The following is a 15,527-nucleotide window of genomic DNA, read 5'->3' on the forward strand; positions in this document are numbered from 1 at the left end:
TCGGCACCGCCGTGGCGGAGATGGACACCGTCACCCAGCAGAACGCCACGCTGGTGCAGGAGGTGTCGGCGGCGGCCAGCTCGCTGGCGCGTCAGACCGAAGCGCTGTCGCAGTCGGTGGCGAAGTTCCGCCTGTCGGCCTCAGCCTGACAGCCCGCTAACCAGCCGATCCAGCCCCGGCGGCGAGCCCAACGCCGGGCGCAGGATCAGGCTGTAGATCGCCCCCGTTTTCACCGGGTGGGGCAGCGGGGCCACCAGCCGCTGCGCCGCCAGGTCATCCGCCACCAGCGTCTGGTCGGCGACCGTTACGCCAAACCCCTGGATCGCCGCGGCGATCGCCAGATCCATGGTAGCGAAGTGCTGACTGCGGCGCATCTCCAGCTGCTGCCCCTGCGCCGCCAGCCACAGCTGCCAGTCGCGGCGGTCGGCGGTGGGGTGCAGAAAGGTCAGCGCCGTAAGCGCCGAGGCCACCTGCGGTCCGTCCGGCAGCAGGCCGGGTGCCAGCACCGGGATCAGCGCCTCCTCAAACAACAGCGTCCCCACCGACTCATGCCCATAGACTATCGCGGCGTCGAAGTTCTCCAGCCTCGGCCGGTGATCGACGGTGGTGGTCAGCGCCACGTGCAGCTCCGGATGCGCCTTCTCCAGCGCAACCAGCCGCGGCACCAGCCAGCGCATAGCGCAGGTGGGGGCGCGTAGCCGGATGGTGGCATGCTGGCGGCTGGCCTGCAGCGCAGCATCCAGCATCTGCTGATAGCCCGCCTGCAGCGCGGGCAGCAGGCTGCTGCCCTGCGGCGTAAGGTACAGGCCGCGCGCGTGGCGATCGAACAGCGCAAAGCCCAGCCAGCCCTCCAGCGCACTGATTTTGCGACTGACCGCGCCCTGGGTAATGCACAGCTCAGCCGCCGCCCGGGTCAGGTTCAGGTGACGGGCGGTAACGATGAAAGCGTGAATGGCGTTTAACGGCAGCGTGCGCTGGGTCATGCAGGGCCTCTGAGCTATGTGAAAAAGTCATAGCTATTATGACAACAAATCGCTTGTTCACTCAAGGTGCGCCACGTTGAATAGGACAGCGGTCGCTGACCCCCCTTACACAGTAAATTACCCGAACCGGAGTTCCCATGGCCCTCAAATCTGCGCTGCAGCCGCGCTCTAAATTACCTGATGTCGGCACCACCATTTTTTCGGTGATTGGTCAGCTCTCCGCGCAGCATAACGCGATCAACCTGTCACAGGGCGCGCCGGACTTCAGCTGCGACCCGCAGCTTGTGGCCGGCGTCACCCGCGCGATGCAGCAGGGGCATAACCAGTATGCGTCAATGACCGGCTACCCGCCGCTGCGCGCGGCGCTGGCAGACAAGGTGGAAACCCTTTACGGCCAGCGCTATGACGCCGCCAGCGAAGTGCTGGTCACCGCCAGCGCCAGCGAAGGGCTGTTCGCGGCGATTGCCGGGCTGGTGCACCCCGGCGACGAGGTGATTTTCTTTGAACCGGCGTTTGACAGCTATGCGCCGATGGTGCGGCTGCAGGGGGCGACGGCGATCGGCCTTAAGCTGCAGGCCGGTGATTTCAGCATCAACTGGGACGAACTGGCGGCCACCATCACGCCGCGCACCCGGATGATCATTATTAACACGCCCCACAACCCCAGCTCGCAGGTGCTGAGCGCTGCGGATCTGGACCGGCTGGCGCTTATGTTGCGCAACACGGATATCATCGTGCTCTCCGACGAGGTTTACGAACATATCCTGTTCGACGGCCGCCGTCATCACGGTATGGCCACCCACCCGGAGCTGGCGGCGCGCAGCGTAATCGTCAGTTCGTTCGGTAAAACCTTCCACGTCACCGGCTGGCGCGTCGGCTATCTGCTGGCCCCGGCGGCGCTGATGGAAGAGGTGGTTAAGGTGCATCAGTTTATGATGTTCGCCGCCGATACGCCGATGCAGGTGGCCTTTGCCGACTATCTGCAGCAGCCGGAAAACTATCTCGGCCTGGGCGAGTTCTATCAGCGCAAGCGCGATCTGCTGGCCAGCCTGCTGCAGGATTCGCCGTTTACCCTGCTGCCGTCGGCGGGTTCCTTCTTTATGCTCGCCAGTTTTAAGGATTTCAGTGACGAAACCGACGCTGAAATGGTAAAACGTCTGATTGTCGATTACGGCGTAGCAACCATTCCGCTGTCGGCGTTTTACACCGACGGAACCGACAATAAGTTAATCCGTCTCTCTTTCGCAAAAGACGAAGCCACCCTGAAGGCCGGCGCACGCGCGCTGTGTCAGGTTAAGCCTCGCTAAAATAAACATCATGAGGGGAAGTGAATGAAGAAAATCAATGCGTTGTGCGTCGTGGCCGGTCTGCTGGCCTCCATGTCGGTGATGGCAGAAAATCTGCGTTACGGCGTGGAATCACAGTATCCGCCGTTTGAAAGCCGCAACGCGCAGGGTGAGCTGGAAGGCTTTGATATCGAGCTGGGTAACGCCATCTGTAAGGTGGGCAACTTTACCTGCAGCTGGGTGGAGAGCAGCTTTGACGCGCTGATCCCGGCGCTGTCGGCGAAGAAGTTTGACGCTATCAACTCCGCGATGAATATCACCGAAGCGCGGGCTAAAAGCATCGGTTTTACCAAACCGATCTATCGCATTCCAAGCATGCTGATCGGTAAAACCGGCGCGGTAAAAGAGGCGACGGCTGAAGGGCTGCAGGGTAAAAACATCGGCGTGCTGCAGGGGTCTATTCAGGAAACCTACGCCAAGCAGCACTGGGAACCGAAAGGGGTGACTGTGACCTCCTATCAGGATCAGAACCAGGTGTATAACGACATGGTTGCCGGCCGCCTCGACGGCACGCTGGTGATGTCGGCCGCCGGTCAGTCCGGCTTCCTCGACAAGCCGCAGGGTAAAGGCTTCGGCTTTATCGGCCAGGCGGTCGATGACGACAAGATCCTCGGCAGCGGCATCGGTTACGGCCTGCGTAAGGACGACACTAAGCTGAAAGCCGCGCTGGATGAGGCGATCGTCAAAGTGCAGAACGACGGCACCATCACTAAACTGGCCGCGAAGTACTTCCCTGGCATCGACGTTTCAGTGAAATAATTCGTCCGAGAAGACCATTTTTACCCCACGGGGCCGCTCTGCCGGCCCCTTTTTACGTTATTATCCGCCCATCGCCACCCTTTCCATTTTTCTCTAAAGGTCACCCCATCATGTCACGCGCCCAGCGCCTGCTCGATATCCTGCAGCTTCTGCGTAACCACCGCTTTCCGGTGACCGCGCAGCAGCTGGCTGAACAACTCAGCATCAGCACCCGCACCCTGTATCGTGATATCGCCACGCTGCAACAGCAGGGGGCCGATATCGTCGGCGAAGCCGGGCTGGGCTACGTGCTGCGCCCCGGTTTTTCACTGCCGCCGCTGATGTTCAGCCAGGCGGAGATCGCCGCCCTGGTGCTCGGCTCACGCTGGGTCGGCAGCCGCGCCGACAACGAGCTGGCCGGTGCCGCCCACTCGGCGCTGAGCAAGATTGCCGCGGTGCTGCCGGACGAGCTGAGAAGCCAGCTGGAGCTGTCGCCGCTGCTGGTCGGGCCGGCCGCCGTCAGCGTGCCGATCAGCGGTGAAACGCCGGAGCTGCGCCGGGCGATCGAACAGCAGCGCATCGTGCGTATTGATTATCTGGATCTGCGTGATGAGGTCAGCCAGCGCATGCTGTGGCCGCTGGCGATCGGTTACTTCGACAGCGTGCAGCTGCTGATCGCCTGGTGCGAACTGCGCGGGGATTTTCGCCACTTCCGCCTCGACCGCATCACTGCGATTACCTACACCCAGCGCCGCTACCGCCAGTCGCGCAGCGCGTTGCTGAAAACCTGGCGCAGCCAGCAGGGCATTAAAGCGCAGGGCTTCGGCTACTGACGGAAACTGTCACTGGCGCCGCGTACTCTCTGCGTATCAACCAACGGGGAGAGCACCATGAAAGCACTAAACTTCACCATCCTGTACGTCAGCGATCCGGCGGCCAGCGCCGCGTTCTATCAGCGTCTGCTGGGCCTGCCGCCGGTTGAGCAGTCGGCCACCTTCGCCATGTTTGTGCTGTCGGACGGCGGGCGGCTGGGCCTGTGGCGGCGGGACGGCGTGCGCCCGGCGGCCACGCCGGGCAGCAGCCAGTCGGAACTGGTGCTGACCGCCGCCAGCCGCGAAGAGGTGGATAGCTGCCATCAGCAGTGGCAGCAGTGGGGGATAAATATTCTGCAGCAGCCGGTCAGCATGGACTTCGGCTACACCTTCACCGCCGCTGACGACGACGGCCACCGGCTGCGCGTTTACGTGTACGAAGAATAAAGGCACGGCCGGCAGCGGGTCCGGGTAGCCGGAGATTACGCCTGTGCCGCCAGCAGGCAGATCTTCTCGGCCAGCTGATACGACTTCACAAACGACGGCAGCGGCAGGAACTCGAAGCGCGAGTGGAAGTTGTGCGCGCCGGTAAAGAAGTTCGGCGTCAGCAGCCCTTTGGCGGACAGGGCGGCACCGTCGGTGCCGCCGCGCATCGGGATCACCTTCGGCTCAATGTCCAGTTCGGCCATTGCGGCGAAGATCAGATCAATCGGCCGGCGGTCGTCGCCGATCGCGTTGCTGATGTTGCTGTAGGTGTCGCTGATGCTCACTTCCACGCGGCCGGTTGGATTGGCCAGGCGAATTTTGTCTGCCACCGCCTCAATCTGCTGCTTGCGTGCGGCGAAGCTGACAAGGTCAAAATCGCGAATTGATGCCTTCAGCACCGCGCTGCTGGCACCGGCCTGCATATCGTTGAACCAGGTGTAGCCTTCACGGCCTTCGGTGTGCTCCGGCGTCTGCTGGCGGTCAAAGTGGCCGATAAAATCCCACGCCATCAGCAGCGGGTTAACCAGCACCCCTTTACCGGACATCGGGTGCGCCGCCACGCCGGTAAAGCGGATCTCGGCGGCCGCGGCGTTAAAGTTCTCAAACACCACTTCCCCCAGTTCGCAGCAGTCGATGGTGTAGGCGAAATCGACGTTAAAACGCGAGGTCAGATCCAGCGCCTTGGCCCCGCGCAGGCCGATCTCCTCGTCCGGCACAAAGGCCACCACGATATCGCCGTGCGGCTGATCCGCGCGCAGGTTCTCCAGCAGCGTCATCACCACCGTGACCGCCGCCTTGTTATCTGCCCCCAGCACGCTGGTGCCGTCGCTGAAGATAATCTCCTGCCCCTGATAGCGGGCGATTTCCGGGTGCTGCGCGGTACGCAGCCAGATATCCTGTTCCGCGTTCAGGCAGAGATCCTGCCCCTCAAAGCGCAGCTTTTGCGGCTTAATGTGCGGCGACAGCCCGACGTCAACGGTGTCGATATGAGTGATAAAGCCGATGCGCGGTGCCCCCGGACGGTTGCCGGGCTTCACGGCGGTGACGGTGGCGAACTCATCAATCACCACCTGCTGCAGGCCGAGCGCGCGCAGCTCATCGGCCAGCAGCTGCGCCATATCATGCTGCTCCGGCGTGCTCGGCAGCACGCTGGCGGTGGCGTCACTCTGGCTGCTGACGGCCAGATAGCGGAAGAAACGGTCGGTTAGCTGGCGTTCCAGTGAGACAGTCATCACAATTCCTTATCGATTGCCGATTACCCGGATTAGGTAATATGACGAATAGTGTGGTTTATTAATCAGCTACCTTCTGGTTTTACGCACTGCCCCCGGACACTGTCAAATAAAAAAGAGGATGGAGATGAACAAAAGACTGATTAGCGCCCTGATTGCGGCGCTCTCACTGGCCGCCGGTTCTGCCACCGCCGCCAAAACGCTGGTCTACTGCTCAGAGGGCTCACCGGAGAACTTTAATCCGCAGCTCTACACCTCCGGTACCAGCGTGGACGCCAGCGCGGTACCGATCTACAACCGGCTGGTGGACTTCACTCCCGGCACCACCGAACTGATCCCAGGCCTGGCAGAAAGCTGGGAGATCAGCCCGGATGGCACGGTCTACACCTTCCATCTGCGCAAGGGGGTGAAGTTTCACAGCAACAAAAACTTTAAGCCCACGCGCGATTTTAACGCCGATGACGTGATCTTCTCGTTTATGCGACAGAAAGATCCGGCCAACCCGTATCACAAGGTCTCTAACGGCAGCTACGCCAACTTTGAAAGCCTGGAGCTGGGCACGCTGCTGAAGAGCATCGATAAGGTCGACGAGCACACCGTGCGCTTCACCCTGGCGCATGCCGAAGCGCCGTTCCTCGCCGATCTCGCCTGGTACTTTGCCTCGATCCTGCCGCGGGAATACGCCGACGCAATGCTGAAAGCGGGCACGCCGGAAAAGGTGGATCGTGAACCGATCGGCACCGGGCCGTTTGAACTGGTGCAGTACCAGAAGGATGCGCGCATCCTCTATCGTGCCTTCCCGGACTACTGGCAGGGCAAGGCGAAGCTGGACCGGCTGGTGTTCAGCATCACCCCGGACGCCTCGGTGCGCGCCGCCAAGGTGGAAAAAAATGAATGCCAGGTGATGCCGTTCCCTAACCCGGCCGACCTGGCACGGCTGGGGGAGAATAAAAATATCACCCTGATGCAGAAGGCCGGGCTGAACACCGGTTTCCTCGCCTTTAACACGCAGAAAGCCCCGCTGGATAACGTGAAGGTGCGCCAAGCGCTGACCATGGCGATTAACAAGCCGGCGATCGTTGAAGCGGTATTCCACGGCACCGGCACGGCGGCGAAAAACCTGCTGCCGCCGGGCGTCTGGAGTGCGGACGCCGACCTGAAGGACTACGACTACGATCCCCAGGGGGCGCAGGCGCTGCTGAAGCAGGCCGGGATTGCGCCGGGCACCACCATTGACCTGTGGGCAATGCCGGTGCAGCGCCCGTACAACCCTAATGCCCGCCGTATGGCGGAGATGATCCAGTCGGACTGGGCAAAGGTCGGTATTAAGGCGAATATCGTTACCTACGAGTGGGGCGAATACCTGAAACGAGTAAAAGACGGCGAGCATCAGGCGGCGCTGATGGGCTGGACCACCGCCACCGGCGATCCGGATAACTTCTTCGGCCCGCTGTTCAGCTGCACCTCTGCCAGCGGCGGCTCCAACTCGGCGAAGTGGTGTTACAAACCGTTTGACCAGCTGATTACCAAAGCGCGCGCCGAGCAGGATCATGACAAACGCGTGGCGATGTATAAAGAGGCGCAGCAGATTATGCATGACCAGGCGCCGGCGGTGATGATTGCCCACTCGACCATCTTCGAACCGGTGCGCAAGGAGGTCAGCGGCTACGAGGTTGATCCGTTCGGCAAGCATATCTTCTACCAGGTGGATCTGAAGTAACCCGTTCCCCGGCCAGCGGCCGGGGAGTTTAACCGGGATAACCGCAGAGCCGGAAATGCATCTGCTGCCTTCTGCGGCCACGCCAGGTGCAAGCGAAAAGCAGCCGGATCCCCCTTGAGCAGGCTGACGACAGGGTAATCCGGTTTTTTTGTGCTTAACCCGCGCCATCCCCGCGCACAACTCTCTGATTTTCGATAAATATCCATGGGTAATTTTGCTAGTTATGTCGTGAGAACCTCAACGGAAGGAAATCCCGCACATGACCTGCACAAAACAACACCGCGCCTCTGCACCCCCCGGACTGCTGCCGACGCTGGCTGCCACCTGCGCCGGCAACGCGCTGGAGTGGTACGATCTGGTCGTTTACGCCTTCTTTGCCCGTTACATCAGCCAGACCTTCTTCCCGGCCGCCGATCCCTCGGTAGCGCTGCTGCTCACCTTCGGCAGCTTTGGTGCCTCTTTTCTGGTTCGCCCCCTCGGCGCCGTGGTGCTCGGCGCTTATGCCGACCGTCACGGACGTAAAAAGGCGCTGCTGCTGACCATCGGCCTGATGATGCTGGGTACGCTGATGATCCTGCTGATGCCGGGCTACCAGCAGATCGGGCTGCTGGCTCCGCTGCTGGTGCTGCTGGCGCGGCTGATTCAGGGCTTTTCCGCCGGCGGTGAGTTCGGCAGCTCCACCGCGTTTCTGGTTGAGCATTTTCCCGCACGCAGGGTGTTTATCGCCAGCTGGCAGATCGCTACCCAGGGCGCAAGTACCGTGCTGGCCGCCGGCGCAGGCTGGCTGATGACCGCCTGGCTCACCGAGCCTCAGCTGTATGCGTGGGGGTGGCGGGTGCCCTTTATCTTTGGCCTGCTGCTGGGGCCTGTCGGGCTGTGGATGCGGCGCAACATCCAGGAGCCGCCCGGTTTTGTGACGCCAGGTGCCGGCCATTCGCCGCTGAAGCTGCTGATGTTGCAGCATAAGGCGCGCCTGCTGCTGGCTACCGGGCTGATCGTGCTGCCAACCGGGATCAACTATATGATCAACTTTGTGCCGACCTACGCGATGGAAAATCTGCACCTGCCGGGTTCCGTCAGTTTTGCGGCCACCCTGAGCGCCGGGGTGGTGCTGACGCTGCTGACCCCGCTGGTCGGGATGCTGGCGGAGCGGGTGGGGCGCGTACCGCTGATGGCCGCAGCGGTGCTGGCGCTGTTAATCAGCCTCTGGCCGGCGTTCTGGCTGCTGACCCACCGGCCGTCATCAGCCACGCTGCTGCTGGTCGTGTGCTGGCTGGCGGTTACCCAGTCGTTTTACTTTGCCTGCGTGCCGTCGGCGCTGGCCGATCTGTTTCCCATCCGGATCCGCACCAGCGGCATGTCGATTGGCTATAACGTGGCGGTCACCCTGTTCGGCGGCTTTGCACCGATGATCTGCACCCTGCTGATTGCGCTGACCGGTTCGCTGCTGGCACCCGCCTACTACCTGCTGATGCTGGCACCGCTGAGCGCCGCTGCGCTGTGGTGCAGCCGCAGCGCGCTGGCGGAACGCTGATGTTGCGCCCCGCGCAAAGCCGCTGCCACTCCCCCTTGCCTGCGCTGAGCGATGGCCGCTCCCGCGTTGCGCCGGGCGGTATGGTTTCACCGGCCCGTACCGTGTTTACAGCGCAAAAGCCTCGCGGATCTGCCGATCCTGCCGCTGCAGCTCGCGGCAGGCAAACTCCACGAACAGCGTTTGTGCCTGCGTTGGCTTGCGGCCGGAGGCGGTCTGCACCTGCAGCGAACGCTGACTCATCTGCTCAATGCCGGGTGATTTCAGTATCAGCTCCTGCTCCACCTGTGGATACATCACGCTGAACTGGCTGCAGATGGTCACCGCTAGCGGCGTCTGCATCAGAAAGGTGTGGAGGGTGCTGAAATTGTTGCAGGTGAGCACCGGCTCCAGAAAAGTGCCACCCATCTGGCAGGCGAGGTCGAACAGCTGGCGCACGGTGGTGCCGGTGTGCGGCAGCGCCAGCGGGTAGGCCTGCAGGTCACTGAGGCGAATCTGCCGTGAGGCCAGCGGGTGGTCCCGCTGCATCACCAGCAGCACCGGCGCGGGCCAGGAGCCGGCAACGTCCACTGCCGGCTCGGCAAACAGGCTGAACTGCAGGGCGACATCGCACTCGCCGCGGCTGAGCAGGGCGGCAATCTGCTGGGTGTCGACGACGTTCAGGTGGAAGCTGACGCCCGGATGCTGCTGGCGGAAGCGGCTGCACAGCAGCGGCAGCAGGCTGAAGGCCGCGCCGTCGGTACAGGCCACGCGCAGGGCGGTGCGGCGCACGGCGGTCAGCCCTTTGATCTCCGCCAGCGCGTGCTCCATATCCAGCAGGCTGCGGCGCACGTGGTTCTCGAAAATTTTACCGGCATCGTTCAGCACCATGCCGCGCGCGTGGCGCTCAAACAGCGGGCAGCCGACCTGCGTCTCCAGCCGCTGGATCTGGCGGCTGATCGCCGAAACGGCCACAAACAGCTGCTGGCTGGCGGCGCTGAGTGAACCGCAGCTGGCGACGGCTAAAAAATAGCGGATTTCGGTACTGTGCAAGGTGTGCTCTCTGAAGGGGCATGGGCCAGGATCGTGCATATTAGCATTGCTTTGAGAGCAAAGCGTCGTTGTTAATTTGATAATTGTGGCAAGCCATGTCGCTGGCATACAACTACAGGGCAAACACAAAAAACATAATCATAAACATTCAAACAAACGGACCGACTATGACAGGTGAACAGGCGGTGGCGCAGGCCACGGCGTATTTTGACAGCGGCGCGTTTAAAGCGCTGCTGGCGCGGCGGGTGGCGCTGCGCAGCGAGAGCCAGCGTGACGACTGCGACGCGCTGATCCAGGCCTATCTGGATGATGAAATGGCCCCGGCGTTTCAGGCGCTGGGCTTTACCACCGAACAGCTCGACAATCCTCAGGCTCCGGCGCGGCCGTTCCTGCTGGCGACCCGCATTGAAGATGCGGCGCTGCCGACCCTGCTGTGCTACGGCCACGGCGACGTGGTATTTGGCGACGATGAGCACTGGCGGGACGGCCTGACGCCGTGGCAGCTGGTGGAAGAGGGCGACCGCTGGTACGGGCGCGGCAGCGCCGATAACAAGGGCCAGCACTCGGTGAATATCGCCGCGCTGGAGCAGGTAGCGGCCGCGCGCGGCGGCAAGCTCGGCTTTAACTGCAAATTCCTGATTGAGATGGGCGAAGAGGTCAGCTCGCCGGGGCTGGCTGACCTGTGCCGCCGCGAGGCGGAGAAGTTGCGGGCGGATATTTTTATCGCCTCCGACGGTCCGCGCCTGAACGCGCAGCGGCCGACGCTGTTCCTTGGTTCGCGCGGCGCGGTTAACTTCCGTCTGTCGATCCACGCCCGCGATCGCGACTACCACTCCGGCAACTGGGGCGGCCTGCTGACCAACCCGGGCACCCAGCTGGCGAACGCGCTGGCCTGCCTGGTCAACCCGCACGGCCAGCTGCAGGTGGCCGCGCTGAAGCCGCCGGCCATCAGCGCGGCGGTGAAGGCGATCCTCAGCGACATTGAGGTTGGTGAACCCGGTGGCCCGGAGATCGACCCGCAGTGGGGCGAAGCCGGCCTGACGCCGACCGAACGCCTGTACGGCTGGAATACGCTGGAGGTGCTGGCAATGGTGGCCGGCAACCCGCAGCGGCCGATGAACGCCATTCCCGGTTCGGCCAGCGCGGTGTGCCAGCTGCGCTTTGTGGTGGAGACCGACTGGCAGAATATCGGCGGCCATCTGCGCGCTCACCTCGACGCCCACGGCTTCCCGCAGGTGGCGGTTGAGGTGCTGCGTGGCTCGCCGGCCACCCGCCTTGACCCGACCGACCCGCTGGTTGGCTGGGCGCTGGCGGCGATGGCCGAGACCAGCGGCAAGAAGCCGGCGCTGCTGCCGAACCTAGGCGGTTCGCTGCCGAATGACGTGTTTGCGCAGATCCTCGGCCTGCCCACGCTGTGGGTACCGCACTCTTACCCGGCCTGTGGCCAGCATGCGGTGGATGAACACATGCTCAGGTCGATTGCCCGTGAAGGGCTGCAGATGATGACCCGGCTGTTCTGGGATCTGGGTGAACAGGGTGGCGAGCTGCTGGCCCGCCATCGCGCGCACCGTGCGCAGGAGGAGCAGGCATGAGCACTCACGTTGAAACGCAACCCGCCGTACAGCCTAATCTGTACAAAACGCTGTTTGCCACCTGCGTCGGTAACGCGCTGGAGTGGTTTGATATCGCGGTATACGCCTTCTTTGCCAGCTATATCGCCCACGTGTTCTTCCCGACGGCTGACCCGTCGGTCTCGCTGCTGCTGACCTTCGGCAGCTTCGGCATCTCGTTCCTGATCCGTCCGCTGGGCGCGGTGGTGCTCGGCGCCTATGCCGACCGCCACGGGCGCAAAAAGGCGCTGCTGGTGTCGATTACGCTGATGATGATCGGCGGGCTGATGATCGCCGTGATGCCGGGCTATGAAACCCTCGGCGTGGCGGCACCGCTTCTTATCCTGCTGGCGCGGCTGATTCAGGGCTTTTCGGCCGGCGGTGAGTTCGGCAGTTCTACCGCGTTCCTTGTCGAGCATTTCCCGCAGCGGCGGGCGTTTATCGCCAGCTGGCAGTTTGCCACCCAGGGGGCCAGCACGCTGATGGCCGCCGCGTTTGGCCTCGGGCTGACCACCTGGCTCAGCGAAGCGCAGATCCAGGACTGGGGATGGCGCATTCCGTTCTTCTTTGGCCTGCTGATTGGCCCGGTGGGTCTCTATATCCGCCGCCACGTGCATGAGCCGGCCAGCTTTGTGGCGCAGAAGAAGGTGGAGTCGCCGCTGAAGATGCTGGGAGGCCAGCAGAAAACCCTGCTGCTGCTGGCGATGGGGCTGATGGTGATCTCCACCGGGGTCAATTACATGCTCAACTATGTGCCGACCTACGCCACCAAAAACCTGCATCTCTCCGGCTCGGTGGCCTTTGGTGCCACGCTGCTGGCCGGGGTGATCCTGACGGTGGTCACGCCGCTGATGGGCCTGTGGGCGGAGAAGGTCGGCCGGGTGCGCATCATGTGGTGGGCGCTGGGGCTGCTGGGCGTGACCATCTGGCCGGCGTTTATGCTGGTGGTCAATCACACCTCACCGACCACGCTGATGCTGCTGGTTGGCTGGATGGCGCTGCTGAAGTCCGCCTACTTTGCCGCCGTGCCGTCGATGATGGCCGATCTGTTCCCGGTGCAGACCCGCGCCAGCGGCATGGCCATCGCCTACAACCTGGCGGTGACCATTTTTGGCGGCTTTGCGCCGCTGATCTGTACGCTGCTGATTAGCCTGACCGGCACCGCGCTGGCCCCGAGCTACTATCTGGTGGCGCTGGCGCTGATCAGCGCCGTGGCGTTGTTCAACAGCCAGCGGCGCACCGGACGTTAACCCCTTCACCGCATCACAGCTCGCCAAAGGCCGGGATATCCCGGCCTTTTTTTCAACCTGACTTTGGCATTTAGTGCCTAAAAAATCGCCAGATCTGCTTTTGCCGTTATCTGCCTCACAGTTTTCTGAATCAAGCAAAGCTTCCTGTATTTTCCTGATTATCACTGATGTTACTGTTTCATTGTTGATTTATCACGTCTGTTACTGGAGACAATAAAAAACACTCGTCAGCCACCGCCCGCGCCGCGGTACGGGCAGTAAGGGTGACGAGGTAACGCGGATGAGGGAGCGGTACATCCGGTCAGCTGTTCAGGGAACCAGGGAGGAGAGAATGAAAACTACCATCAAGGTGAAAAAATGCGCGTTGCTGCTGGCAGCAGGGCTGTGGGCGGGCCAGGCGGCGGCCGGGCGGGACAGCCTGCACGGGTTGCTGACGGATAGCCACCTCGACGTTACGTTAAAAAATATCTGGATGACCAATACCACCGATGCTCTTGAGGAGCAGGGGATCGGGCCGCAGAATGCCTGGGCGCAGGGGTTGCTTGTCGATTACCGCAGCGGCGCGTATCACGGTTTTGGGCTGGATGCCTCCTGGTACGGGGTCGGCAAACTCTACGCCAACCGCTCATTTGCCGGGCGCGATCTGGTGCGCGATAACCACGGCCACGCGGAGGGGTTCAGCAAGCTCGGCCAGCTCTATCTGCGTAGCTATGTTGGTGATGCCACCCGGTTTCTGCAGACGAAGGCCGGCTGGCAGCAGCTGTATAAATTTGGCGTGCTGAACGTTACCCGTAGCCGAGCCGCACCCAGCAGCTGGCAGGGGCTGAGCGCGGAGGGCCGATTTGAACAGTTTTACGCCCGTGCCGCGCTCGTCAATAAATTTTCCGAGCGTGACGAGCCGGAAAAACGCCATTTTATGACGCTGAGCAGTAATAAGCGCATCGACTATATTGCCACCGCCGATCTCACCTGGCAGCCGCAGAAGGGGCGCGCCATCACCCTGGTAGGGGGTGAAAGTAAAGACTACATCCGCAGGCTGGGCGTCGAGTCGGCCTGGTCGCAGCCGCTGGCTGAAGACCTCAACCTGCTGCTGCGCGGCGTTTATTATTACAACCAGGGATTGCGCGAGTGGGAGGGGGCGCGTGGCTTCAGCCATCAGGCTCAGCACCTTTTTGGCCTGGTCGGCATTGCCACCGCCCGCACCGAGGCGGGAATCGGCTGGTCAGTAACCCGCGCCAGGCTGGATAACAATCTTGGCCGCTTCTACTGGCATCTGGGTAAAAATACCCGCGGTGCCTTCAATAGCAAAGCCGACGCCCCGGGCAACGACTATGTTAACGATGGCGAACAGATGCTGTATGGCTACGGCCAGTATCAGATTTCGCCGGAATGGCTGGCCGGGTTGTACGCCTACTACGGTGACCATATGCGCTATCGCGGCGTGGCGATGCGCGAGTGGGAATATGGCGGGTTTATCTCGTGGGCACCGGAACGGCTACCCGGTTTCACGCTGTTTGCGGGGTTAGGCCCCAGCTACAGCTGGAAACTGTCGCACGGCAAGCCGGCGCTCAACGCCAGCGGGGACGATTTTCAGCGATCTTCCGGTATTGGGGGTTCTTTCAGCCTGGAATACAAGTTCGGGCTGTTCTGACCCCCTGGCTGGATAACACCACAAGGAGAGTAAAATGAAAAAGAGACTTGTCACCCTTGCACTGGCCGCCAGCGGCTTAAGTGTTGTCGTACAGGCTGCACCGCTGCGCATACTGCTGGTTAACGATGATGGCTGCCGCTCGCCGGGGATTACCCAGCTACAGCGTCAGCTCTCGGACAGTGGCTACGACGTATGGCTGGTCGCCCCGGCTGAGAATCAGAGCGGGATCGGTTCTGCTATCACCATGAGGCCGGGCAAAACGTTCAGCGTGCAGAAAAACGCCGATCGGCAGTTCTGCTTTCCGGGTACCCCGGCCGACTCGGTCGACTTTGGGCTGTTCGGAGTGTTGCGTGATAACCCGCCGGACCTGGTGATCTCCGGGGTCAATGACGGGCCCAATACCGGTGCGTCTCAGCTTAACTCAGGCACCGTCTCGGCGGCGGCGCGCGCCGTGCGCTTCGGTTACCCGGCGATAGCCGCCAGCATTGGTTACATTCTGACGCCAGAGGAGATGAGCCAGGGCTGGCCTGCGACCAAAAAATACTGGCCACAGGCGATCGACTATGTGGTGCAGGTGGTGAAAAAACTGGATCGGCAGCGCCTGGCGGGCCAGCCGTTACTGCCTGCCGGTATCGGGGTGAGCATCAACTACCCGGCGCGGGATAAAAAGCAGATTGCCGGGGTAAAAGTGATTGAAAACCAGCCTCGCCCAACGCCGCAGTTTTACTATCAGATCCAGCCTGACGGAAAGGTGCAGCAGATGATGAACGATCAACTGCTGGGTGCGGATAACAGCGATACCGACGGCGGCTGGCTCAGCCGTGGCTGGATCACCTGGACGCTGTTTGACGGCCAGTGGAATACGCAACAGGGGCTGCAGCAGGTGCAAAAACTGCTTGCCGATCCTGCATTACAGCAGCCGTAACGCTTTCGGCCGGCTTCCTTCGTTATCCCGCAGCGGGCATGCCACGCGCCTGCCCGTTGCTCCTGCCACGCCGCGTTATGTCATCACAACAACAAATCCTTTGCCGACCATCACCCGTCGGTGACCATAAACTCACCGACGGTCAGCCGGTGCGGGCGGCCGGCCGCTGAAAAAGACGTTACTGACGCTTCGCAAGCTATCCCGGCTGAGG

Annotated in this window: 13 protein-coding genes and 1 pseudogene; 11 read left to right on the forward strand and 3 right to left on the reverse strand. The window is 62.1% G+C overall.

Going from position 1 to position 15,527, the window contains the following annotated elements; translation table 11 throughout:
• Positions 1-149, forward strand: a pseudogene (locus tag NV64_RS16725) (methyl-accepting chemotaxis protein I (serine chemoreceptor protein)); the annotation flags it as partial.
• Here the strand turns inward: NV64_RS16725 and NV64_RS16730 are convergent.
• Complete coding sequence (locus NV64_RS16730; protein WP_101506361.1) at positions 141-983, reverse strand: LysR substrate-binding domain-containing protein; 843 nt, start codon at positions 981-983, stop codon at positions 141-143. The pseudogene NV64_RS16725 and the gene NV64_RS16730 sit on opposite strands and share 9 nt — an antisense overlap.
• Before the next feature lie 137 nt (positions 984-1,120).
• Between NV64_RS16730 and NV64_RS16735 the strand changes: the two genes are divergently transcribed.
• From NV64_RS16735 to NV64_RS16750, 4 genes are all read left to right on the forward strand, one after another.
• Positions 1,121-2,290 carry a methionine aminotransferase gene (locus NV64_RS16735; protein ID WP_056238116.1) on the forward strand — a complete coding sequence of 390 codons (1,170 nt, stop codon included), beginning with the start codon at positions 1,121-1,123 and terminating at the stop codon, positions 2,288-2,290.
• A gap of 24 nt (positions 2,291-2,314) precedes the next feature.
• Positions 2,315-3,088 carry a transporter substrate-binding domain-containing protein gene (locus NV64_RS16740; RefSeq protein WP_056238113.1) on the forward strand — a complete coding sequence of 258 codons (774 nt, stop codon included), beginning with the start codon at positions 2,315-2,317 and terminating at the stop codon, positions 3,086-3,088.
• A gap of 110 nt (positions 3,089-3,198) precedes the next feature.
• Positions 3,199-3,900: a YafY family protein gene (locus NV64_RS16745; RefSeq protein ID WP_101506362.1), complete on the forward strand. Its 702-nt coding sequence runs from the start codon at positions 3,199-3,201 to the stop codon at positions 3,898-3,900.
• A 57-nt stretch (positions 3,901-3,957) separates the two neighbouring features.
• Complete coding sequence (locus tag NV64_RS16750; protein WP_101506363.1) at positions 3,958-4,326, forward strand: VOC family protein; 369 nt, start codon at positions 3,958-3,960, stop codon at positions 4,324-4,326.
• A gap of 35 nt (positions 4,327-4,361) precedes the next feature.
• Here NV64_RS16750 and pepT read toward each other — a convergent pair whose 3' ends face one another.
• The gene (gene pepT / locus NV64_RS16755; protein WP_056238103.1) at positions 4,362-5,597 is read right to left on the reverse strand and encodes a peptidase T; all 1,236 of its coding nucleotides are present in this window, start codon (positions 5,595-5,597) and stop codon (positions 4,362-4,364) included.
• Between the two features lie 127 nt (positions 5,598-5,724).
• Between pepT and NV64_RS16760 the strand changes: the two genes are divergently transcribed.
• Positions 5,725-7,317: an ABC transporter substrate-binding protein gene (locus NV64_RS16760; protein ID WP_101506388.1), complete on the forward strand. Its 1,593-nt coding sequence runs from the start codon at positions 5,725-5,727 to the stop codon at positions 7,315-7,317.
• Positions 7,318-7,576: 259 nt separating this feature from the next.
• Positions 7,577-8,851 carry an MFS transporter gene (locus NV64_RS16765; RefSeq protein WP_101506364.1) on the forward strand — a complete coding sequence of 425 codons (1,275 nt, stop codon included), beginning with the start codon at positions 7,577-7,579 and terminating at the stop codon, positions 8,849-8,851.
• Between the two features lie 105 nt (positions 8,852-8,956).
• Here NV64_RS16765 and NV64_RS16770 read toward each other — a convergent pair whose 3' ends face one another.
• Positions 8,957-9,880 (reverse strand): LysR family transcriptional regulator, encoded by a 924-nt coding sequence (locus tag NV64_RS16770; RefSeq protein ID WP_101506365.1) that lies wholly within the window; start codon positions 9,878-9,880, stop codon positions 8,957-8,959.
• Positions 9,881-10,047: 167 nt separating this feature from the next.
• Between NV64_RS16770 and NV64_RS16775 the strand changes: the two genes are divergently transcribed.
• The 4 genes from NV64_RS16775 to surE all read left to right on the forward strand — a co-directional run bounded on the left by NV64_RS16775 (position 10,048) and on the right by surE (position 15,316).
• Entirely contained in the window at positions 10,048-11,472 is a 1,425-nt protein-coding gene (locus NV64_RS16775; RefSeq protein ID WP_101506366.1) for a M20 family metallopeptidase, read from the forward strand.
• Positions 11,469-12,740 carry an MFS transporter gene (locus tag NV64_RS16780; protein ID WP_101506367.1) on the forward strand — a complete coding sequence of 424 codons (1,272 nt, stop codon included), beginning with the start codon at positions 11,469-11,471 and terminating at the stop codon, positions 12,738-12,740. Before NV64_RS16775 ends, NV64_RS16780 begins: the two co-directional genes overlap by 4 nt.
• Positions 12,741-13,071: 331 nt before the next feature.
• The gene (locus tag NV64_RS16785; protein WP_101506368.1) at positions 13,072-14,391 is read left to right on the forward strand and encodes an OprD family outer membrane porin; all 1,320 of its coding nucleotides are present in this window, start codon (positions 13,072-13,074) and stop codon (positions 14,389-14,391) included.
• 34 nt (positions 14,392-14,425) lie between these two features.
• On the forward strand, positions 14,426-15,316 hold the full coding sequence (gene surE, locus NV64_RS16790; protein WP_101506369.1) for a 5'/3'-nucleotidase SurE: 891 nt from the start codon (positions 14,426-14,428) through the stop codon (positions 15,314-15,316).
• Positions 15,317-15,527 lie beyond the last annotated feature (211 nt).

Origin of the sequence: Erwinia sp. B116 (assembly GCF_002865965.1) — a bacterium.
In the GTDB taxonomy this organism is placed as follows: Bacteria; Pseudomonadota; Gammaproteobacteria; order Enterobacterales; family Enterobacteriaceae; genus Erwinia.